We start from the raw sequence: 21,790 nt of genomic DNA, 5'->3' as shown, positions 1-21,790 counted from the left end.
ACATCATCGCTCTCGACGGAGCCTGCGAAAGGTGGAAATCGACAATAATAAGGTGACAAATATGCTTCCGTCGTAAGCAGGGGTCGGTTTCCCGGTGGTGTGGCGCTCGTGGGGCGTGTTCCGGTCGTAGCTGTCGATGCGGAAAGAGACCTTTCCATTGCATGAACCGATAATAGGTATTTAGACGTTTTCAACGTATGTTCAGGGGATATTTCCGGGCTTGACGAGCGAATCCGAGGGCTTCGAACCGGCCACACCCGCCACACCGGCCGGACTTTCCATGCTGCATCGCCGCGGTCAGTTCGGTCAGTTCGGTCAGTTCGGTCAGTTCGGTCAGTTCGGTCAGCATGGTCAGTCAGCGCGAGCAGCGCGGTCAGCGCGTAATGGAGTGGCGCCGGCCCACGGGCCCCTGTTTGGATGCGGGTCATGATTGCCACTGAAGGCTCGGGGGCCCTGCTGGACCTGATCGAGCATTACTACGACGCGGTTCCGCGACGCGAGGCCCGGGTCGAGGACCACGGACCGCTCACCCTGTTCGTACGGGAGGGCGCGGGGTGGCCCTTCTACGCGCGCCCGGCTTCCGGGTGGTCCGGCGCGGTGCGGGTCGACGACGTGGCCGGGGTCCGCGCCCGGCAGCGCGAGCTCGGGATCCCGGAGAGCTTCGAGTGGGTCGCCGAGATCACGCCTGGGCTGCGCGCCGCGGTCGAGGGGGCGGGGCTCACGGTCCACGAGCACCCGCTGATGGTGCTCGGGACGGACGCCGCGCCGGAGGTGGCGTCCGGACACCCGGAGGTGCGGGTCCTGGGGGCGGACGACCCCGCGCTGCCCTCCGCGCTGGTGGTTCCGCACCTCGCCTTCGCCGAGCCCGGCACCCGCGTCGGCGCGGCGGACACCGCGGACCTGGCCGAGGCGATCCTCGCCCGCGCCGGTGACGGCTCCCTGGAAAGCGGCGCCGCACGGGTCCGGGCGGGACTGACGGTGCTCGCCGCGGCCGTCGAGGACGGTACGGCGCTGTGCGCGGGCCAGCACAACCAGGTCGGGGAGGTGAGCGAGATCGTCGGGGTCGGCACGCTGCCCGCCGCCCGTCGTCGCGGCCTCGCGCTCGCGGTCACCGCGGCGTTGATCGCCGACGCCCGCTCCCGGGGAGTGAAGACCGTCTTCCTGTCGGCCGGGGACGAGGACGTCGCCCGCATCTACGCCAGGCTCGGCTTCCGCCGCGCAGGCACGGCCCTGATCGCCGAACCCGCCGGTTAGGTCCCCGCCATCCGGCCTCCCCGCCGTCCGATGTTCCCGGCGGTCGGTGCTTTCACCGGTCGGGGTCTTCGTCGGCCGGGGTCCTCACCGATGGCGGTTCCCGGGCTCCGGCACCCGGCGGTCGTACGACTCCGCAGCCGAGACGACCGGCCGCTCGGACCGGGCGGCCGGAAGGCCGGTGCCCGGGGGCTCCCGGTTTGGATGGCCTCGATCACGCGGAGCCGGCGACGGAGACGAACCCGGAACCGGGCCGGTAGTTGGGAGACTGGTGCCGGAAGTAGGTGTTGTAGACCTGGCAGTAGTGGCCACCGCGGGCCAGCAGCGTGGTGTGGTCGCCCTCCTCGACGATCCGGCCGTGGTCGAGCACGATGATGCGGTCGACGTGCTCGATCGTGGAGAGCCGGTGCGCGATGACGATGGAGGTGCGGTCGGCCAGCACCCGGTCCAGGCCCTCCTGGATCTGGGCCTCGGTCAGCGGGTCGACGCTGGCGGTGGCCTCGTCCAGCACCACGATCGCCGGATCCTGGATGAGCAGGCGAGCCAGCGCGACGAGCTGGCGCTGGCCCATGGACAGGGCGCGGCCGTGCTCGCCGACGTCGGTCCGCAGGCCGTCGGGCAGGGCGTCGACCCAGTCGCCCCCGCCGACCGCAGCGGCCGCGGCGAGCACCTCCTCGTCGCCCGCCTCCGGCCTCGGGTAGCGGATGTTGTCGGCCACGGTGCCGCTGAACAGGAACGGGACCTGCGGCACCGCGCCGATCTGCCGCCGGTATCCGGCCAGGTCCAGCGTGCGTACGTCACGACCGTCGATCAGCAACCGGCCGTCCTGGAACTCGTAGAACCGGGTGATCAGCTTGCTGAGCGTCGACTTGCCCGCACCGGTGTGGCCGACCAGCGCGACGCTCTCGCCCGCCTCGACGGTGAGGTCGAAGCCCCGCAGGACGGGGCTCCCGGCGTCGTAGCCGAACGTGAGGTCGCGGAACTCGATGCGGCCCGCCAGCCTGCCGACCGGCTGGGGGTCGGTCTGCACGACCCGGGGAGGCGCGTCGATCAGGGCGAAGACCCGCTCCGACGCGGACAGGCCCTGCTGGAACTGGGACCAGAACGCGGCGATGGAGGTGAGCGGGAGCCAGAAGAGCGCGACGCTCTGGAGGAAGAGGAACCAGTCGCCGCCGGACAGGCCGCCGCCGAGCACGGTGGTGCCGCCCAGTTGGACGAGCGCGACCGTGGCCAGCCCGGCGACGAGGAAGAGCACGGGGAAGATGCCGGAGAAGACGAACCCCTGCCTGAGCGTCACCTGGTAGCTCTGCCGGTTGATGGGGCGGAACTCGTCGTAGATCCGCTGCTCCTGGCGGAAGTTCTTGGCGACGGTGATCCCGCCCATGGTCTCCTGCAGGGTGGCGTTCACCCGGCTCAGCGAGCGTTGCGCCCTGCGGGTGCTGCTCCGGGCGACCCGCCGGAACAGCAGGGCGATGCCCATCACGATCGGCGCCACGAGCAGGGTGAGCAGGGCGAGCTCGACGCTGCGCAGGAAGAGCATGATCGTGACGAAGCCGACCATCAGCACCTGGCTGATCAGGTCCATCGTCAGGGTGGAGACGGTGGCGAAGTCGTCGGTGTCGGAGGTGACCCGGCTGACGATCTTCCCTGACGGGTTCTCGTCGTAGAACGACAGGTCACGCTCCAGCACGGCGTCGAACGCGTCCTGGCGGAGATGCAGGACGACGTCGCCGGTGACCCTCGCGCTGTACCACTGGCGGACGAAGTTGAACAGCCAGCCGAGCACTCCGGCGATCAGCAGACCGGCGGTGAGCTGCCAGCCCACGTCGGCGATCGTGCCGTCCTCGATCCCGTCCACACCCCAGCTGACCAGCAACGGCATCGCCGCCTGGCTCAGCGAGAACAGCACGATCATGACCGCGACCAGGACCATCGACCCCAGCTTCGGCCGGAAGTAGGACAGGATCCGGCGAAGGAGGTCACGGTCGCCGTAGGTGCGGTCGTAGTCGTCGGCGTCGAGGCCGTCCATGATGAAGCCCATCAGCCCTGCGCTCCCTGCTCGCCCGCGAGGACCACGGCCGGGTCGGTGGTGTTGCCGGACACGGCGCCGTCGGCCGTGTCGGCCGCGTCGGTCACGTCGACCTCGTCGTAATGGGAGAAGATCCGCCGGTAGAGGCGGCTCCGGGTGAGCAGCTCGTCGTGCGTGCCGTAGTCGACCAGCTCGCCCCGGCGGAGCAGCAGGACCTTGTCCGCCCAGCGGATCTGGGAGAGCCGGTGGGTGATGAGGAGGGTGGTGCGCCCGTCGAGAACGCGGCCGATGGCCTGCTGGATCCTGTCCTCGGTGGCGGAGTCGATCGCGCTCGTCGAGTCGTCGAGCACGAGGATCGCCGGATCCGTCAGCAGGGCCCGCGCGATGGCCAGGCGCTGACGCTGGCCGCCGGAGAGGGTGACGCCGCGCTCACCGATGACCGTGTCGTAGCCGTCGTCGAGCTCGCCGATGAAGTCGGCCGCCTGGGCCTCCTCGGCGGCCCGGACGACGGCGTCGCGCTCCGCCCGCTGTCCCAGCCCGAAGGCGATGTTCTCGGCCACCGACCGGGAGAACAGCACGATGTCCTGCTCGATGGTGGAGATCTGGGAGCGCAGCGAGTCGAGGTCCCACTCGCGGACGTCCACGCCGTCGACCAGGATCCGGCCCGCGGTGACGTCGTAGATCCGGGGGACCAGCTTCGCCAGGGTGCTCTTGCCCGAGCCGGTCTCGCCGACGATCGCCACGGTCTCGCCCGGCCGTACGGTGAACGTCACCCCGCGCAGCACCGGGTCGTCCTCCCCGTAGCCGAACGTCACGTCCTCGAAGACGATCTCCCCGCTGATCGGCGCGGCGTGGCCGTCGGCGCGCTGCCCGAGCTCGGTCTCGGTGTTCATGATGCTCAGGATCCGGCGGGAGGACACGATGCCGATCTGGACCAGCGAGAAGGTGAAGATCGAGATGTTGGTCGGGAAGCCCAGCATGGCCACCAGGCCCATGAAGGCGACCAGCTCGCCGATCGTGACGGCGCCCGCGGCGTGCAGGTAGAGGCCGTGCCAGAGCGAGCCGGCCATCGCGAAGGCGAAGAGCAGGGTCGGCAGGTAGCGGGCCTGGACCAGGCCGTTGCGGGCGAAGGAGTCGCGGTAGAGCCGCGCCAGGGTCCTGAACCGCCGCCGCTCCTGCTCCTCCTGCGCGGTCACCTTGATGACCTCGATGCCGCGGACGGCCTCGTTCAGCCCGGCGTTGAGATCGCCGAACTGCTCCCGCATGCGAGTCGCCACCGGGTTGAGCCGTCCCATGTAGTGCCGGAGCGCGACGACGAAGGCGACCGCGAAGACGCCGGGCACCAGCAGCAGCCGCGGATCGATCGTGACGATGAAGACCAGGGGCACGAGGCCGGTCAGGCCGGAGTCGACGATCAGGTCGACGCCCGGACTGATCATGGTGGAGAGCTGCCGGATGTCGTTGGCCGCCCGCGCCATCAGGTCGCCGACCCGCTGCCTGTTGTGGAAGGTCTGGCTCTTGCCGAGCAGGCTGACGTAGAGCTCGTCCCTGGCGTCCCGCTCCAGCCGCTTGGCCAGCACCTCGCTGGCCAGCCGCGCGACGACGTCGAAGGCGCCGCGGGCCAGCACGATCGCGAGCAGCACCAGCGAGATCGCGCCCAGTGCCCGCGCCCCGCCGCCGTCCTCGCTCAGCACGGCGTCGAAGGCCGCGCCGGTGAGCCCGGGGACCATGGCGTTGAGCACGACCATGATCAGCGATGCGCCGAGGAACCCGGTCAGCTGGAGCGGATGGCGGCGGACATGGGACCAGAGCCAGCGCACCGGACCCCGCCTGTCGTGCGGGCGGCCGGATACGGAGAACTCCGAACTGCTGGTGACCACGAGCTCGCCCCCGAGCGGATCGATGATGGGATCGAACTTGTTTTCTACCACCGGGCACCGACCGTTTCCCATCGCATTTTCCGGCGCCCGCCCCACCCGGCGCCCACCCGGCGCCCGCGATTGGCGTACTCGGAGGTGCCCGAAGTGCCGGGGCGGACTCGCGTGAACTCGCCCTCACCTGTCTGGACGGTCCCCCGAGAGCCCGGTCGATCGCCGGATACGGCGCGGACGGATACCACGTGGACCACGCCGTCGAGGCGTGGCGGGTACGGACCACTCGCTGCGGAACGCCCGTGACCGGCGATCGGTGCGAGGAGCTGGGCTACTACCCGCGGAGCGCCATCGCGCCGACCCACCTGGAGAGGTGGCGGCTGAGAACCGGGTGACGGAGAAACCTCGCTGGTCGCGACAAGGGCCGGCGTAGCGCCTCCCGGCGGGCCCCGGTGTACCGGGTCACCGCCGGGAGGCACTGGGTCGGTTCGTCACCTGGAGGTCACTGCCAGGTGTCCAGGCGGCAGCCGTCGGTGGTCTTGCCGTTGTTGCAGTGGTTGAGCTGGAGGGCGTCGAGCTGGTAGGCGAAGGTCTGGCCGGCGGGGCTGACCACCGAGATCTGGACGCCGGCCGCTCCGGCCGGGGCGGTCGCCCTGTGCCGGTATTCCGTCCAGGTGCTGGTCAGCGCGATGGTCGGACCGTCGCTGGTGGAGATCAGGGTATTGGACGAGTTGTACCACGACAGGCGCAGCTTCACGTTGCCGGAGGTGGCGGTGGTCATCTTGGCGAAGAACTTGTAGGGCTGGCCGGCGGTCACCGCGGGTTTGCGGGTGACCGATACGACGCCGGCGGCGTGTGACTGCACGTTCATGGTGAGCGACCGGCGGCCGTCGTAGTGCTTGGCCGAGATCTGCGACGTCGGGCCGGGCGGGGTCACCTGGATCCAGCCGCCGCCCGAGACGCTGAACCCGGTCGGGGTGGCGTACGGCGCGTCGGCCTCGACGGTGCGTTCCTGCGCGGTCAGCAGGTCGTTGCTGTAGCCGATGTCGCAGCAGGTGGGGGTGGTGAAGTAGGGCCAGGCCGCGACGTTCACCTTGCGGGTGTCACCGGCCTCGTTGCCGGTGTAGAAGGTCGCCGTGGTCTCGCTCGGGTCGTAGTAGTTGTTGAAGTCGTGGTCCAGCTGCCAGTCGTAGGCCGGGTTGGACATGACGTCGGGATAGCTGAGGTGGTCGACGGCCTCGGTGACCTTGGGATGGTCCACGTAGAAACCGTCCGCGGCGAGGTGGGTCAGTTCGTGGAGCTGTGTGGCGCTGGACCATTCGTCGACGGTCGCCGCGCACGTCGTCGTGCACCAGGCGGTCGCGGTCCCGTTGAAGTCCTCGAACACCACGTACTTGCGGTTGGCGTTGTCGTATCCCGCCGTGCCGAGATCATCGGTGATCTTGTCCACCGTGGTCTCGCCGCCGATCACGCCGGCCTCGATCTTCTCCGGTATCACCAGCGCGCGGGCGTAACCGGAGTAGGTGCCGGTGTCGTAGCCGGTGCGGCAGCTCAGCTTCAGGTGCTGGTCGTAGTTGGTGGACTCGTCCAGCTCCAGGTCCATCCGGTCGACCAGCTTGGCGATCTGCTCGACGTGGGTCTCGTAGTTGTTCCCGCCGCCGTCGTGCCAGGCGTAGATCACCTGGATGGCCGGGGTGCTCGCGCTCGCGTTCTTGGGGTCGGACAGCGTCGTGGTGCAGCCACGCTTGGGCACGTCGGCGTCCACCGGCAGTGAGTACGGACCGGTGGGTTCGTTGATGTACGGCGGCGCGAACGCGGCCACCGGACTCGCCATCGTCAGAACGACGAGTCCCCCCGCGGCGATCGCCGACATGATGCGACGTAGTTTCAGCGACAAAAGTGTTCCTCCCGTTGAGAACCCATGATCGGGAGAGTAATCAGCGCCGCTGACGAAATAAATACCTCATTTCAAACATTTTCGGACTGATAAATAAGCGTACAGTCTCGCTCTGATATCGGGTTTGCCGTAACCAAAAGTGTAATACCGATAATAGTTTCAGTTGGCCATCTTTTTCTGACAAAAACCTCGATAAGGTATCTTGGGCTGATTTAATTACTAATGTCCACAAAAAGGATAGTTTATTACATTTTGTGCTATGTGGCGGAGTCGACGTGCCGATAGGAGGCCCGTAGCAAACAGTGTCCAGCGGATATGGCTCTGAACTGCGGTCACTGAGGGTTTTGAGGATGGTTGCCGATCTCCTCGGCCGTATCCCCGGTGACCCCCTGGAGATTCCGCGGGCGGCGTCGCCGTGGTTGGCGGGCCAGACGGCGGTGGTGGGCACGACGGCCGGATCGCCAGGCCGTACCGGCTGGAATCGGGATGCCGGACCTGAAACCGGCATGTAGCCTGCGCGGGGACTTGGAAAGAGGGAAGCGCAGTGGCACATGTTGAGGTCGGGCATCTGACATACGTCCTGCCGGATGGGCGGCCGTTGCTGGACGACGTGTCCTTCCGGGTCGGCGAGGGGGTCAAGGCGGCCCTCGTCGGGCCCAACGGGGCGGGCAAGACGACCCTGATGCGGCTGATCGCGGGTGACCTGCAGCCGGTCGACGGGAGCGTCGCCAGCTCCGGCGGCCTGGGCATCATGCGGCAGTTCATCGGCAGCATCCGCGACGGCAGGTCCGTGCACGACCTGCTGGTCAGCGTCGCCCCGGGGCGCGTACGGGAGGCGGCCGCGCGACTCGACGCCGCCGAGCTCGTGATGATGGAGCGCGAGGACGAGAAGGCGCAGATGCGCTACGCGCAGGCCATCACCGACTACACCGACGCGGGCGGCTACGACATCGAGGTGCTCTGGGACACCTGCGCCATGGCCGCCCTCGGCATGCCGTACGACGACTGCAAGTACCGCGAGGTCAACACGCTGTCGGGCGGTGAGCAGAAGCGGCTGGTGCTGGAGGCGCTGCTGCGGGGGCCCGACCAGACGCTGCTGCTCGACGAGCCGGACAACTACCTGGACGTTCCGGGCAAGCTCTGGCTGGAGCGGGCGCTGCGCGAGACGGCGAAGACGGTGCTGCTGGTCAGCCACGACAGGGAGCTCCTGGCCAACGCGGCCGACCGGATCATCACCGTCGAGTCGGGCAACATCTGGGTCCACGGCGGGGGCTTCCGCTCGTACGCGCAGGCGCGCAGGGAGCGCAACGAGCGCCTCGACGAGCTGAAGAAGCGCTGGGACGAGGAGCACGCCAAGATCAAGCGTCTGGTCCTCATGCTGAAGCAGAAGGCCAAGTACATGGACACCATGGCCGCCGCCTACCACTCCGCCCAGACCCGGCTGCGCAGGTTCGAGGAGGCCGGGCCGCCGGAGGCGGCGCCCAAGGAGCAGTTCATCAGCATGCGGCTCAAGGGCGGCCGGACCGCCAAGCGGGCGGTGATCTGCGAGAAGCTGGAGCTCACCGGCCTGATGAAGCCGTTCGACCTGGAGATCTGGTACGGCGAGCGGGTCGCGGTGCTGGGCTCCAACGGCTCGGGCAAGTCACACTTCCTGCGCCTGATCGCCGGGGAGGAGGAGGTCCGGCACACCGGCGTGGCCAGGCTGGGCGCCCGGGTCGTCCCCGGCCACTTCGCCCAGACGCACGCCCGCCCCGAGCTCATCGGCCGGACGCCCTGCGAGATCGTGATGACCGAGCACGCCCGGCTCAAGAACGAGGCTATGAAGGTGCTGTCCCGCTACGAGCTGGCCGGGACCATCGCCGAGCAGCGCTTCGAGACGCTGTCCGGCGGCCAGCAGGCCCGGTTGCAGATCCTGCTGCTCGAACTGTCGGGCACCACCCTGCTGCTGCTGGACGAGCCGACCGACAACCTCGACCTGGCCAGCGCCGAGGCTCTCCAGGAGGGGCTGGACGCCTTCGACGGGACCGTGGTCGCCGTCACCCACGACCGCTGGTTCGCCGATGACTTCGACCGGTATCTGGTCTTCGGCGCGGATGGGAAGGTCTACGAATCATCCGAACCGGTATGGGACGAGGCCAGGGTGGTCCGGCAGAGGTAAAGACTCGGGCCGTTTCCGGCGCGTCCAGGTGGGTGAGGGGCCGTCACCGGTTATCACGGCAGGGTGACGCACAGCACCCGAATCGTCGGCGCCCTCGCCCTCCTCCTGCTCGTCGGATGCGCCGGATGCACCGACGACGACGAGGAGACGAAGCAGGCCGCCGCGCTCCAGCCGATCGCGGTCAGGGAGCAGGCCTCGTCCATCATCAAGGGCGATGATGGATACGTGGTGAACTGGGCCGGAGTGCTCGCCAACACCAACCCGTGGCACTTCGGCGAGCACGTCGTGGCCACCGTGGTGGCCAAGAACTCCGAGGGCAAGGAGGTCGTCCGGCTGGAACAGCCGCTGGACGCCGTGCCCCCCGCGGGGACGCTCCCCTTCACCGGCCAGGTGGTGACCCAGGACAAGCCCGCCGCCGTGAGCATCGCGTACCGCCCGGCGCGCTGGCACCAGGCGGGCCGGATCGTCTCGGCCTTCCAGCCCTTCCCGGTCCGGGAGGTGCTGACCGACCGTACGGCCGACGGCGACTATCTCGTCACCGGCTACGTCGGCACCCCGTACGTGATACCGGCCCGCAGTCTCGCCGTCACCGCGCTCCTGCGCGACAAGCGGGGCAAGCTGCTCGGCGGTGGGAGCACGTTCGTGGACAACGTCCAGGCGGGACAGAAGCGGCGGTTCATCCTGCAGATCAAGAGCGTCGCGAACACCGGCGACATCGCCTCCGCCGAGGTGACCGCGCGCACCTGGGGGTCGAGCAGCCGCCCCTTCGAGCAACTCGCCCTCGGCGGTTCGCTGCCCCTGAACACGGTCAAGCCGAAGATGCCGCCGTTCGCCAAGGACCGGGGCAGGCAGGCCCCCCTCGCGGGCGCCGTCGGCCCGTGACCGCCGGCCTCGTGACCCCTCGCCCATGGCCGGGGAGTCCTTCCTCGGTGTACCAATAGGAGCGATTAATTCGATTAAATGGCTATTTGTCAATATTTATGACTGCTATTAGTGACGGGCTTTCACTCGATTCATTGACATTACGAAGACAGTCGGAGTCACCGCCCGCGAATCGCTGGAATTTCCGGTTACCCAGCGTTTACCTTCGATTGCATGACTGACAGTGTCCTGGTCGCGGCGTTGTGCGCGAGGAATCCCGGAGCCCTCGCCGATCTCTACGACTCATACGCGGAAAGCGTCTACCGATACTGCCGTTCAATGCTCGCCACCTCCGACTCCGCGGAGTCGGCACTCCTCGGCACCCTCATCGCCGCCGAGGCCCATGTTCACGCGCTCGCCGACTCCCGTCGGCTGGAGGCGTGGCTGTACGCACTCGCTCGGGGGGAGTGCGTACGGCGCCATCTCGCCGAGGGGCCCGTCCCGGTGGTCCCCGCCCCGCCCGTTCCCGTACCGGTGGTCACCGCCGGAGGCGACGCGGACCTGCGGGTGATGGCGTGGAACGCCACCCGGAGCCTGTCGCCCGACGACCGTGAGGTCCTCGACCTGAGCTGCCGGCACGGCTTCGGGCCCATCGACCTCGGCGCGGTCCTGGGCGTCACCCCCAAGGTCGCCGGCGCGCTGTACGAGTCGGCGAGGGAGCGCCTGCGCGACGTCGTCACCGCGGAGGTCCTCGTCCGCAAGGGGCCGTACGACTGCGCGAGCCGGGCCCGCATGCTCACCGGCTTCACCGGCGAGCTCACGCCGGAGGCGCGCGAGCGGGTCATCCGCCACGTGAACCGCTGCGACACCTGCGCCCCGCACCGGGTCAGGCAGGTCTCCGCGGCCAAGGTCTTCGACCTGCTCCCCCTGGTCGCGCTCCCGCCCACGCTGCGCGCGTGGGTGATGAGCTACTTCACCGACCCCGATCGGGTCCCCTACCGGCGCGACGTCGCCCACCTGGCCGGTCCTCTCGACAACACCGGGTTCCCGGTCGCCAGGGGTCGCGGACGTCGCCGCTCCTACGCGCTGGCCGGTACGGCGGCCGCGGTCGCCGCCGCGGCGGCGCTCGCCCTGTTCCTCGCCCAGACCGTGGCCGACCCGGGAGGCGCGCGCTCCGGCGTCGCCTCGGGGACGTTCCCGGTGGTGGCTGAGCCTCCGGACGCCCGGATACCGGGAGAGTCCCGGCGGGGAGGCACGTCCGCGCCGCTGGAGCCCGTCGGGGAGGGGGTGGCCGTCGAGCGGATCGGCTCGCTCGGGATGACGGAGCCGGTCAGTGTCACCGGACCCGCCTTCGGGGGCGACCGGCCGGGGCTGCCGGGCCCGACCGGCACTTCGACGGAGGACGCGCCCCGGCAGCCGGGTGACGGATCGTCCGGCGACGGACCGGCCGATCCCGCCCGTGAAGGACCTTCGAGCGAGTGGCCGGTCGACCGGCCGGCCACCCCGGCGGAGAACCCGGCCCGGCCGTCCTCGCCCGTGTCACCCGTGTCACCCGTGTCTCCCGTGTCTCCCGTGTCTCCCGTGTCTCCCGTGTCTCCCGTGTGGCCCGTGCCGCCGGGATCTCCCGGGGCCGGCGCGCCGGACAGGCACCACCCGTCTCGCGACCACCACGGACACTCCGCCCGCCGCTGCGGGATCACCCACCGACCTGCGGATCCGGCGCATCCACGGGCGAATCAGGGCTCCCCGCAGACGGATCCGGCACCTCCGCGGGCGGATCCGAGGTCTCCGAGAGGGGAGCACAGGCCCCCGCGTGCTGCCCCTCGGCCGCCGCAGGCGGACCCGGCCCCACCGCGGGCGAACCCCCGGTCCCCTCGTGTGGACTCCGGGACCTCCCGGGCGATGATCCCCCGCCCGCCGTACGCCGACCTGCGGCGCCCGCGGACGAACCCCGGTCACCCGAGGTCCGGTCCGCGGCGGGTCCCTGACGATTCCCGGCCGGCCCCCGCCGATCCGGGACGGACCCCGGACGGCGCGGGTCACGGGGCGAGCCCGGACGGCCAGGGCCCGGCACGAATCCCGAACCGCTCGGCTCACGGCCGGACCCCGGACAGTTCAGGTCACGGGCGAACCACGGGCAGCCCTGCCGCCAGGCGGACCACGGACGGCTCGGCTCCGACTCCGGGGCGGACCTCGGACGGCGTGAGCCGGGGGTGGGCCTCGGACGGCGCCGGTCAGGGGCGGTCGCCGGGCGATTCGGGCCGGGAGCGATCCTCGGCGGATCGGTAGCGATCCTCGACAGGTCGGGTCCGGTCCTCGGCAGGTCGGGGGACGATCCTCGGGAGGTTCCCCGCTGGCTTCCACCGGTACGAATCCCGCCAAACCGCCCGCGCGGCCGGAGGCTTCCGTCCTTTCCTGGTCGGCTGCCACACCGGTCTGATCGGCCTGATCGGCCTGACCGGCTCGACCGACCTGGTCGACCTGACCGGTCTGCCGCCGTCCCCCTTCCCCGGTCCTCGCTTCCCCTTTCCCGGCACCGCTCCCGGCACCGCCTTTCCCGTTCCCGAACCCCCCGCCTGTCCCGTTCCTCAGCACTGCCTTCGCCGTTCTCCGGCCCCTGTTCCCGGCCTGTCCCGGACCTCCACCGGGAGGGCCGTACGGACGTCCGGGGAGAAAACCGTCGCGTGTCTGTCGCGCGCCCGTCGTACGAGAGATCAGGTGTGAGATACGGGGACCGAGGTCCCCGCCGACGGGGGTATTGTGGCGGGCGGTGACCACGGGGCGTGAGTGACATGTGTGCGGAGAGTGACGAACGGGAATGTTGAGGTAGGCCGCCGCCTGGCACGCGGCGACGCGCCGCGTCGTGCGGTGAGACCGCGACACGTGGTGAGACCGCGATACGCGGTATTCAAGGTGACTCCGGGGGGAGACGCATGCATTCAGTCAGACGGCGCCGTCATGCCGCCGCGGTGGCGGGCCTCGCCTGTTGCCTGATCGCCGGGCCGGGGCTCCCCGCCGGCGCCGTTCCCGGTCGGCCGGGACCGGCTGACGACGCCGCGCCGGGTGGGGTGTCGGGGCCGTCGGCCGACGAGGTCGCCGACGCGCGGGCGCTGGCCCGCGAGCGCGGTGAGAGGCTCGGCTCGACCACGGTCCTGGTCGCCGAGGCGCGGGCCAGGCTGGAGGAGCTGGCCGCCCAGGCGGAGCGGCTCGTCGAGTCGTACAACGGGGAGCTGGTCAAGACGGCTCGCGTCAAGAAGCTCGCCGAGCAGGCGGCCGCGCGGGCCAGGACTGCGGGTTCCGAGGTCGGGGAGGCGCGGCAGGCGGTGGCCGCGATCACCGTCCAGAACTACGGCGGCCTGGACATCGCCCAGCCCATGATGGCCATGATCACCGACAGCGGCGGTCCCACGGACGACGGCTACCTGCGCAGGGCCAGCATCCTCGCCCACATGGGCGGGGGGCAGGCGGAGACGCTCAAGCAGCTGCGGGAGGCCCAGGAGGTCTTCGCCATCCTCCAGGCGCAGGCGGACGACGCCTACGCCGTGCAGCGGGAGGCGCAGGCGAGGGCCGAGGAGACGAAGCTCGCGGCCGAGGAGGCCGTCGCCAGGCAGGTCGACGAGACCCGGCGGATCGAGGAGGAGCAGGCACGGCTGGAGAAGCTGGCCGAAGAGGCGCGCGGCGCCGCCGACCTGCTCGCCAGGAAGCGCGAGGCGGCCCTGGAGCAGGCCAGGATCGCGAGGGAGAACGCCGAGCGCGCCCGATACCAGGCGGCCGCGGTGCGCCGCGAGGCGGCGCGGATGGCGGTGGCCTCGGGAGAGCCCGCGTCGCGCTGGGCGCTCACCGTGACGGCCGGTTCCGCCAGGGGTGACGTCGCCGCCGACTGGGCGCTCACCCAGCTCGACAAGCCGTACGTGTGGGCGGCCGACGGGCCGGCCGCCTACGACTGCTCGGGGCTGACCATGCGGGCCTGGGAGCGGGTCGGGGTCCTCATGGACCACTGGACCGGCACCCAGTGGACCGCGGGCCCGCACGTGCGGCTCAGCGAGCTCCAGCGGGGCGACCTGCTCTTCTACGGGCAGATCACCCAGAACCCCGGCGACATCCACCATGTGGGGATCTACATCGGCCGGGGGCTGATGGTGCACGCCCCGCAGACGGGGGACGTGGTCAGGGTCGCGCCGATGTGGCGCAGCGACCTCGTCGGCGCGACCCGTCCCGTGTGATGACCGGTCAGCGAACTACCGGCCGGACGACCTGCCGAAGAACGACCGTCCAACGGACGCCCAGCCGGACGACCTGCCGAAAGACGACCGTCCGACGAACGACCGTCCGACGAACGACCGGCCAGCGAAAGACCGGCCGGACGAACCGTCAAAGAGCGACCGGCCGAAAAGACGACCGGCCGGCGGACGACAGGCCCGAACGACCGCCCGATGGACGACCGGCCGATGGACGACCGGCCGATGGACGACCGCCCGATGGACGACCGGCCGAAAGGCGACCGGCTGGAGAACGACCGTTCAGAAGATGACCGGCCAAGGGGCGGCCGGCCAAAGACCGGACGAAGACCGGGTAATGACCCGGTCGCGAATCAGTGCTTTCCGTGGACCTCGTCCTTGGCGCGCTTGATGGAGCGGACGATCTCCTCTTCGGCCTCCACCCTGCCGACCCAGTTGGCGCCCTCGACCGACTTACCGGGCTCCAGATCCTTGTAGACCTCGAAGAAGTGCTGGATCTCCAGGCGGTCGAACTCCGGAACGTGGTGGATGTCGCGGATGTGTTCCATCCGGGGGTCGGTGGCGGGGACGCACAGGACCTTGTCGTCGCCGCCCTTCTCGTCGGTCATGCGGAACATGCCGACGGCCCGGCACTTGATCAGACAGCCGGGGAAGGTCGGCTCCTGGAGCAGCACCAGGGCGTCGAGGGGGTCACCGTCCTCGCCGAGCGTGTCTTCGATGAAGCCGTAGTCGGCGGGGTACTGCGTGGAGGTGAAGAGCATGCGGTCGAGCCTGATGCGGCCTGACTCGTGGTCCACCTCGTACTTGTTCCGTTGCCCCTTGGGAATCTCAACGAGAACGTCGAACTCCACCGCGGTTCCTCCACTCAGGCCCCCGGGCACCCCCGGTTGGGCGTTAATGTCTCGTAGGCGATTTATGCCTTTTGGATACCTTGGATACCGATGATGAGAGGACGGCGACGAAATGCGGCGTGAGCGGTGGGTGGCCTTGGTCACTCTCGTCCTGCTGCAGATTTTCGTCGTCGCGGCCGGGGCACACCTGCTCACCAGCGATGTGCTGGACGAGGGTGAGCCCGAGACGATCGTCGCGTCGGCCGAGCCGCCCCCCGTCCCGGTCATCACCGCGGGTCCGGTGCTGGCCGCGGGGGGGAACGGCCCTCTCCCCGCCAAGGGTACTTTGGCGGAGCGGCTGACCGAGGCGTTGGGTGACCCCGCCCTGGGGAGAAGTGTCGGCGCCGCGGTGCTCGACGCGGAGACGGGCGCCCTGCTGTTCGGCAGTGGCCCGGCCACGGGCATCACCCCCGCCTCCACCACCAAGGTCGTCACCGCGGTCGCCTCGATGGCCTCGCTGGGACCCGACGCCAGGCTGAGCACCCGCGTGGTGCGGGGGGCCTCGCCCGGTTCGATCGTCCTCGTCGGCGGCGGCGACCCGACTCTGGCGAGTCCCAGGACGGCGGGGAGCCCGGTCTATCCACGGCCCGCCTCGCTCGCCACCCTCGCCTCACGCACCGCGAGGGCGCTCAAGGGGGCCGGGGTGTCCAAGGTGACGGTGGCCTACGACGACTCCCTCTACACCGGGCCGCGCACCGCCGCGACCTGGAAACCCGGCTACGTCCCCGAGGGCAGCGTCGCCCCGGTCACGGCACTCATGATCGACGAGGGCAGGGCCTCCCGGGGAAGCGACCAGCGGGTCTCCGACCCCTCCCGCGCGACGCACGCCGCGTTCGTGTCGCTGCTGTCGAAGTACGGGATCACGGTCTCCAGGTCCGCCAGGCGTTCCAAGGCCCCGGCCGGCGCGCAGGAGCTCGCCCGGGTCGACTCCGCGCCGGTCTACGCCCTGGTCGAGCGGGCCCTCACGCTCAGCGACAACGACCTATCGGAGGCGCTGGCCAGGCACGTGGCGATCAAGGAGGGGGAGCCGGCCTCCTTCGACGGCGCCGCCGCGGCCGTCGGCAAGGTGCTGACCAGGCTCGGCGCGGCGAAGGGCGTGCGGGTGTTCGACGGCAGCGGGCTGTCGCCGAAGAACCGCATCGCCCCCGAGGCGCTCGCCCGCCTGGTCTCGACGGCGGCCTCCCCGGCCAACCCCGGCCTGCACCCGATCATCAGCGGCATGCCGGTCGCCGGTTTCAGCGGCACCCTCGGGCACAGGTTCGACAAGCTCCGCTCCGCCTACGGGCTGATCCGCGCCAAGACGGGCACCCTGGACGGGGTCAACACCCTGGCGGGCATGACCACCACGCGGGGCGGACGGCTGGTGACCTTCGCCTTCATGGCGGACGAGGTCCCGCCGGGCTGGGGCAAGGCGGAGGCGGCCCTCGACAGGCTCGCCGCCGCGGTCGCCGCGAGTTGATCACGGGTTCCGGGTGCGCGAGTCGGGGGGAGAGCACGTACGGTGGACGGTATGCAGGTGATCGACTGGGATCTTGCCGTAGCGACCGGAACGCGCCTGGTGCGCCCCGGGCCGCAAGTCAGCCGAGAGGAGGCCCGGCAGGCCGTCGCCGATTTACGGCGGCTCTCGCGCGAGGCCGAGGGGCACGTCCGCGAGTTCACCCGAATCGACACCGAGACCGCGCCGCAGGCCGCGACCATCGTCGACAGGCCCGGCTGGATCAAGGCCAACATCGAGGGCTTCCGGGTGGTGCTGGAGCCGCTCACCGAGCGGATGTCCGCCCGGGGGAACCAGACGCCGGCGATCGTGAGCGCGGTGGGCTCGCGCGTCACCGGTGTCGAGGTGGGCGCGGTGCTGGCCTTCCTCGCCTCCCGCGTCCTGGGGCAGTACGAGCTGTTCCTGCCGCCCGACCCGACCGGCCAGGCGCCCACGGGACGCCTCACCCTGGTCGCGCCCAACATCGTCCACGCCGAGCAGGAACTCAACGTCAACCCGCGTGACTTCCGCCTCTGGGTCTGCCTGCACGAGGAGACCCACCGGGTGCAGTTCACCGGCGTCCCCTGGCTGCGCGAGTACGTCAGGGCGCAGACGACCGACTTCCTGCTCGCCTCCGACATCGACCTGCCCGCGCTGCTGGAGCGGCTCCGCTCGGCCGCCGACACGTTCGCCGACGTCGTCAGGGGCGGTGAGGGCAACCTGATCGACGCGATCCAGACGCCCGAGCAGAAGGTGATCCTCGACCGGCTCACCGCGGTGATGACCCTGGTCGAGGGACACGGCGACTACGTCATGGACGCGGTCGGCCCCTCGGTGGTCCCCTCGGTCGCCGACATCCGCGCCAAGTTCCACCACCGCCGCGAGGGCGGTTCCCGCCTCGACCGCACGATCCGCAGGCTGCTCGGCCTCGACCTCAAGATGAAGCAGTACGCCGAGGGGTCGGCCTTCGTCCGCACGGTCGTGGGACAGGTGGGCATCGACGGCTTCAACAAGGTCTGGACCTCGCCGGAGACGCTCCCCACCCAGGTGGAGATCGCCAAGCCGGAGCGCTGGATCGCCAGGGTGATCGGCACCCCGGCCATTCCCGAGGCCAGCGGCACCGTCGGCTGACCGGTCCGGCCGGGTGGTCCGATCGCGGACCACCCGGCCGGCTGACCGTGTGCCGGCCGCACCGGCCGCGCGCGGGGTGGTCGTGTCGCCGTCCCCTCCGAGGCCGGACAATGGCGGGCATGGGTCCGCATCCCGCCGTCGCCGACGTCCGGCGCGCCGTACGGCTCGCACTGGGTGAGCTGGAGCCGGGCGCGCTCGTGCTCGCCGCGTGCAGCGGCGGCACCGACTCCCTGGCCCTGGCCGCCGCGCTGGGCTTCACCGCGCCACGCGCCGGGCTCCGCGCCGGTCTGCTCAGCGTCGACCACGGCCTGCAGGAGGGGTCGGGTGACCGCGCGGGCGAAGTCGTACGGCTCGCGCCCGGCCTGGGGCTCGACCTCGCCGAGGCGCTGCCCGTCTCCGTGGGCACCTCGGGCGGGCCGGAGGCCGCGGCGCGGCAGGCCAGGTACGCGGCACTGTCCGAGGCGGCGGAGCGTCTCGGCGCGGCGGCCGTGCTGCTCGGGCACACCAGGGACGACCAGGCGGAGACCGTGCTGCTCGGGCTGGCCAGGGGGAGCGGCACCCGGTCGCTGGCCGGGATGCCCGCGCGGGCCGGGATCTACCGGCGGCCGCTGCTGGAACTCGGCCGCGCGACGACCGTGGCGGCCTGCGCGGCGCTCGGCCTGACCCCGTGGGACGACCCGCACAACCTCGACCCCCGGTACACCCGGGTACGGGTCCGCGAGAGGCTGCTGCCCGCCCTGGAGGACGAGCTCGGCCCCGGCGTCGCCGAGGCGCTCGCCAGGACCGCGTCCCTGTGCCGCGACGACGCCGACGCGCTGGACGCCTGGGCCGGGGAGGTCTACGCCCGCGTCGCCGTACGGGATTGCGCTCTTAGCGATATCAACACGGTGACGGTGGCCGTACGGGACCTGGAGGAACTTCCGGCCGCCGTGCGGCGGAGGGTGTTGCGGAGGGCGGCCATCGACGCGGGGTCGCCGCCGGGCACGCTCGCGGCCTCGCACGTCATGCAGGTCGACCGTCTGGTCACCGCGTGGCGGGGGCAGCGGCGCGTGGAGGTGCCCGGGGGGGTCGGCGCGGTTCGCCGGTATGACACCCTGATACTCGCCAGACAGCCAGCCAGCCCCGTTTCGTAAGGAAAATCCCAAGGTGGACGCAGCCGATATGGGCAGGGACCTCTCGAAGGTCCTCATTCCCGAGGAAGAGCTCCAAGCCAAGATCAAGGAGCTCGCGAGCCGGATCGACGAGGACTACGCGGGCGAGGACCTGCTGATCGTGGGCGTGCTCAAGGGCGCGGTCATGGTGATGGCGGACCTGGCGAGGGCCCTGCACCTGCCCGTTCAGATGGACTGGATGGCCGTCTCCTCCTACGGGGCGGGCACCAGGTCGTCGGGCGTCGTGCGCGTGCTCAAGGACCTCGACACCGACATCGCCGGACGCCACGTGCTCGTCGTCGAGGACATCATCGACTCGGGCCTGACCCTGTCGTGGCTGGTCCACAACCTGAAGTCGCGCAACCCCGCCTCGGTGGAGATCTGCGCCGCGCTGCGCAAGCCGGACGCGATCAAGGTGCCGATCGACGTGAAGTACGTCGGTTTCGACATCCCCAACGAGTTCGTGATCGGTTACGGCCTCGACTACGCAGAGCGCTACCGCAATCTCCCCTTCATCGGGACTCTCGCCCCCCACGTATACGGAGCGGGCTGAAAAGTACGCCCTGCGCGAAGTGAGCCATTCACAAACGCGACATTGCCCATAGCGGCGGGGAACACGGACCTACCTGACGTACGTTGGTAGGGCAAAGCCGGTCTGTCCGCGCGGTGACCCCGTGCGCCACGCCGGTGTACCTTCGGACAACCGAAGAGGTGGCCTCCCGCCGTCTCTGGGTAGTCAGTTGGAGCGGTTAGGGATACCGCGAACCCCGGGTTCGCCCGGGGTTGCCAGGCTCTGGTCAGGAAGGGACGGGCCCGCCGGGGTTCCGCATCGGATGGATCTCAAGCGATTTACACGTGGGCCACTGCTGTGGATCCTGGGCATCGTCGTTCTGCTTCTTCTCGTCACCACAATGTGGGGCGGTGACGGCAACTTCGAGAGACGAGACACCTCCCAGATCATCAGCTGGATCGACGAGGGCAAGGTCTCGAACGCCAAGATCATCGACAAGGACCAGCGCATCGAGGTCACTCTGACCGACAAGAAGCGCTACTACTCCTCGTGGGTGACGGGCCAGGGCGTTCAGCTCGCCGACAGGCTCCAGACGGCCAAGGCGGCCAACAAGCTGCCCGGCGGATACAACGTCGACGTGCCCAAGGAGAACTTCCTTCTCGGGCTCCTGGTGAGCTTCCTGCCGATCGTCCTTATCGTGCTGTTCTTCCTGTTCATCATGAACCAGATGCAGGGCGGCGGCTCCCGGGTGATGAACTTCGGGAAGTCGAAGGCGAAACTCATCACCAAGGACACCCCGAAGACCACCTTCGCCGACGTCGCGGGTGCCGACGAGGCCATCGAGGAGCTCCAGGAGATCAAGGAGTTCCTGCAGGCCCCGGCGAAGTTCCAGGCGATCGGCGCCAAGATCCCCAAGGGCGTCCTGCTCTACGGCCCGCCCGGAACCGGCAAGACCCTGCTCGCCAGGGCCGTCGCCGGTGAGGCCGGGGTGCCGTTCTACTCGATCTCCGGTTCCGACTTCGTGGAGATGTTCGTCGGTGTCGGCGCCTCCCGGGTCCGCGACCTGTTCGAGCAGGCCAAGGCGAACGCTCCGGCGATCATCTTCATCGACGAGATCGACGCGGTGGGCCGCCACCGCGGTGCCGGTCTCGGCGGTGGTCACGACGAGCGCGAGCAGACGCTGAACCAGCTCCTCGTCGAGATGGACGGCTTCGACGTCAAGGGCGGCGTGATCCTGATCGCCGCGACCAACCGGCCCGACATCCTCGACCCGGCGCTGCTGCGCCCCGGTCGTTTCGACCGCCAGGTCACCGTCGACCGCCCCGACCTTGAGGGCCGCAAGGGCATCCTCAAGGTGCACGGCCGCGGCAAGCCCTTCGCCGAGGGCGTAGACCTCGACATCATCGCCCGCCGGACGCCCGGTTTCACCGGTGCCGACCTGGCCAACGTGATCAACGAGGCCGCGCTGCTCACCGCGCGGGCCGACCAGAAGCTGATCACGATGGAGCTCCTGGAGGAGTCCATCGACCGCGTGATGGCCGGTCCCGAGCGCAAGTCCCGCGTCATGTCGGACCAGGAAAAGAAGATCATCGCGTACCACGAGGGAGGGCACGCCCTGGTCGCGCACGCGCTGCCCAACTCCGACCCGGTCCACAAGATCACGATCCTGTCCCGCGGACGCGCCCTCGGTTACACGATGACGCTGCCGATGGAGGACAAGTTCCTCGCGACGCGCTCGGAGATGCTGGACCAGCTCGCGATGCTCCTCGGCGGCCGTACGGCGGAGGAGCTCGTCTTCCACGAGCCCACCACCGGCGCCTCCAACGACATCGAGAAGGCCACCTCCATCGCCCGCCGCATGGTCACCGAGTACGGCATGAGCGAGCAGCTCGGCGCCCGCAAGTTCGGCAGCGGCAACGGCGAGGTCTTCCTCGGCCGCGAGATGGGCCACGAGCGCGACTACTCCGAGAAGATCGCCTCCACGATCGACGAGGAGGTCCGCCGCCTCATCGAGTCCGGCCACGACCAGGCCTGGGAGATCCTCGTCGAGTACCGCGACGTCCTCGACAACCTGGTGCTGGAGCTGATGGAGAAGGAGACCCTCTCCCGCGACCAGGTGCTCCAGATCTTCGCCCCGGTCGTCGTCAAGGAGAAGAGGCCCTCCTACTCCGGCTACGGCAAGCGGCTGCCCTCCAACCGACCGCCGATCCTGTCCCGCAAGGAGCAGTCCGGCAACGGCGCGCTCCCCACGGGCGAGGCCGGCGGCAACGGCGCCCTACCGGCGGGGACTGGTCACCCCGACGTCTCGCCCAAGGACGTGAACTGAGC

The 21,790-nt window shown here is 70.0% G+C and carries 16 protein-coding genes; 11 read left to right on the top strand and 5 right to left on the bottom strand.

The annotated features are described in order from the left end of the window. Positions 1-190: 190 nt before the first annotated feature. A complete protein-coding gene (locus ACSC1Q_RS33190) occupies positions 191-349 on the bottom strand; it encodes a hypothetical protein (protein WP_436762641.1) in 159 nt (52 codons plus the stop codon). 77 nt (positions 350-426) lie between these two features. Here ACSC1Q_RS33190 and ACSC1Q_RS33185 point away from each other — a divergent pair, with 77 nt between their 5' ends. Beyond that, positions 427-1,254 carry a GNAT family N-acetyltransferase gene (locus ACSC1Q_RS33185; RefSeq protein ID WP_436762640.1) on the top strand — a complete coding sequence of 276 codons (828 nt, stop codon included), beginning with the start codon at positions 427-429 and terminating at the stop codon, positions 1,252-1,254. Between the two features lie 211 nt (positions 1,255-1,465). On the opposite strand, the gene ACSC1Q_RS33180 is transcribed toward ACSC1Q_RS33185, so the two are convergent. After that, positions 1,466-3,292: an ABC transporter ATP-binding protein gene (locus tag ACSC1Q_RS33180; RefSeq protein ID WP_436762639.1), complete on the bottom strand. Its 1,827-nt coding sequence runs from the start codon at positions 3,290-3,292 to the stop codon at positions 1,466-1,468. Further along, positions 3,292-5,211, bottom strand: coding sequence for an ABC transporter ATP-binding protein (locus tag ACSC1Q_RS33175; protein WP_436762638.1), 1,920 nt, complete (start codon positions 5,209-5,211; stop codon positions 3,292-3,294). The genes ACSC1Q_RS33180 and ACSC1Q_RS33175 overlap by 1 nt, the downstream gene beginning before the upstream one ends. A gap of 188 nt (positions 5,212-5,399) precedes the next feature. Here ACSC1Q_RS33175 and ACSC1Q_RS33170 point away from each other — a divergent pair, with 188 nt between their 5' ends. Continuing rightward, positions 5,400-5,546: a hypothetical protein gene (locus ACSC1Q_RS33170; protein WP_436762637.1), complete on the top strand. Its 147-nt coding sequence runs from the start codon at positions 5,400-5,402 to the stop codon at positions 5,544-5,546. Positions 5,547-5,653: 107 nt separating this feature from the next. On the opposite strand, the gene ACSC1Q_RS33165 is transcribed toward ACSC1Q_RS33170, so the two are convergent. After that, complete coding sequence (locus tag ACSC1Q_RS33165) at positions 5,654-7,048, bottom strand: hypothetical protein (RefSeq protein WP_436762636.1); 1,395 nt, start codon at positions 7,046-7,048, stop codon at positions 5,654-5,656. 544 nt (positions 7,049-7,592) lie between these two features. Between ACSC1Q_RS33165 and ACSC1Q_RS33160 the strand changes: the two genes are divergently transcribed. The 4 genes from ACSC1Q_RS33160 to ACSC1Q_RS33145 all read left to right on the top strand — a co-directional run bounded on the left by ACSC1Q_RS33160 (position 7,593) and on the right by ACSC1Q_RS33145 (position 14,290). Next, complete coding sequence (locus ACSC1Q_RS33160) at positions 7,593-9,206, top strand: ABC-F family ATP-binding cassette domain-containing protein (protein WP_436762635.1); 1,614 nt, start codon at positions 7,593-7,595, stop codon at positions 9,204-9,206. Between the two features lie 63 nt (positions 9,207-9,269). Next, a complete protein-coding gene (locus ACSC1Q_RS33155; protein WP_436762634.1) occupies positions 9,270-10,088 on the top strand; it encodes a hypothetical protein in 819 nt (272 codons plus the stop codon). 213 nt (positions 10,089-10,301) lie between these two features. Beyond that, entirely contained in the window at positions 10,302-12,356 is a 2,055-nt protein-coding gene (locus ACSC1Q_RS33150) for a hypothetical protein (RefSeq protein WP_436762633.1), read from the top strand. 644 nt (positions 12,357-13,000) lie between these two features. Beyond that, entirely contained in the window at positions 13,001-14,290 is a 1,290-nt protein-coding gene (locus ACSC1Q_RS33145; RefSeq protein ID WP_436762632.1) for a C40 family peptidase, read from the top strand. Between the two features lie 368 nt (positions 14,291-14,658). On the opposite strand, the gene ACSC1Q_RS33140 is transcribed toward ACSC1Q_RS33145, so the two are convergent. After that, a complete protein-coding gene (locus tag ACSC1Q_RS33140; protein ID WP_329087576.1) occupies positions 14,659-15,156 on the bottom strand; it encodes an inorganic diphosphatase in 498 nt (165 codons plus the stop codon). Between the two features lie 130 nt (positions 15,157-15,286). On the opposite strand from ACSC1Q_RS33140, the gene dacB reads away from it, so the two are divergent. The 5 genes from dacB (at position 15,287) to ftsH (ending at position 21,788) form a co-directional block, all read left to right on the top strand. After that, positions 15,287-16,654, top strand: coding sequence for a D-alanyl-D-alanine carboxypeptidase/D-alanyl-D-alanine endopeptidase (gene dacB, locus ACSC1Q_RS33135; protein ID WP_436762631.1), 1,368 nt, complete (start codon positions 15,287-15,289; stop codon positions 16,652-16,654). A 51-nt stretch (positions 16,655-16,705) separates the two neighbouring features. After that, positions 16,706-17,800: a zinc-dependent metalloprotease gene (locus ACSC1Q_RS33130; protein WP_436762630.1), complete on the top strand. Its 1,095-nt coding sequence runs from the start codon at positions 16,706-16,708 to the stop codon at positions 17,798-17,800. A 119-nt stretch (positions 17,801-17,919) separates the two neighbouring features. After that, positions 17,920-18,933 (top strand): tRNA lysidine(34) synthetase TilS, encoded by a 1,014-nt coding sequence (tilS, locus tag ACSC1Q_RS33125; RefSeq protein ID WP_436762629.1) that lies wholly within the window; start codon positions 17,920-17,922, stop codon positions 18,931-18,933. Positions 18,934-18,946: 13 nt separating this feature from the next. Further along, on the top strand, positions 18,947-19,504 hold the full coding sequence (hpt, locus tag ACSC1Q_RS33120; protein ID WP_350972541.1) for a hypoxanthine phosphoribosyltransferase: 558 nt from the start codon (positions 18,947-18,949) through the stop codon (positions 19,502-19,504). Between the two features lie 280 nt (positions 19,505-19,784). Beyond that, positions 19,785-21,788: an ATP-dependent zinc metalloprotease FtsH gene (gene ftsH, locus ACSC1Q_RS33115; RefSeq protein ID WP_436762628.1), complete on the top strand. Its 2,004-nt coding sequence runs from the start codon at positions 19,785-19,787 to the stop codon at positions 21,786-21,788. The last annotated feature ends 2 nt before the right edge of the window (positions 21,789-21,790 follow it).

The organism is Streptosporangium heterodermiicola, assembly GCF_051390675.1.
Lineage (GTDB): Bacteria > Actinomycetota > Actinomycetes > Streptosporangiales > Streptosporangiaceae > Streptosporangium.
Note: the sequence above shows the minus strand (reverse complement) of the source record. Positions and strands in the feature narration are given on the sequence as shown.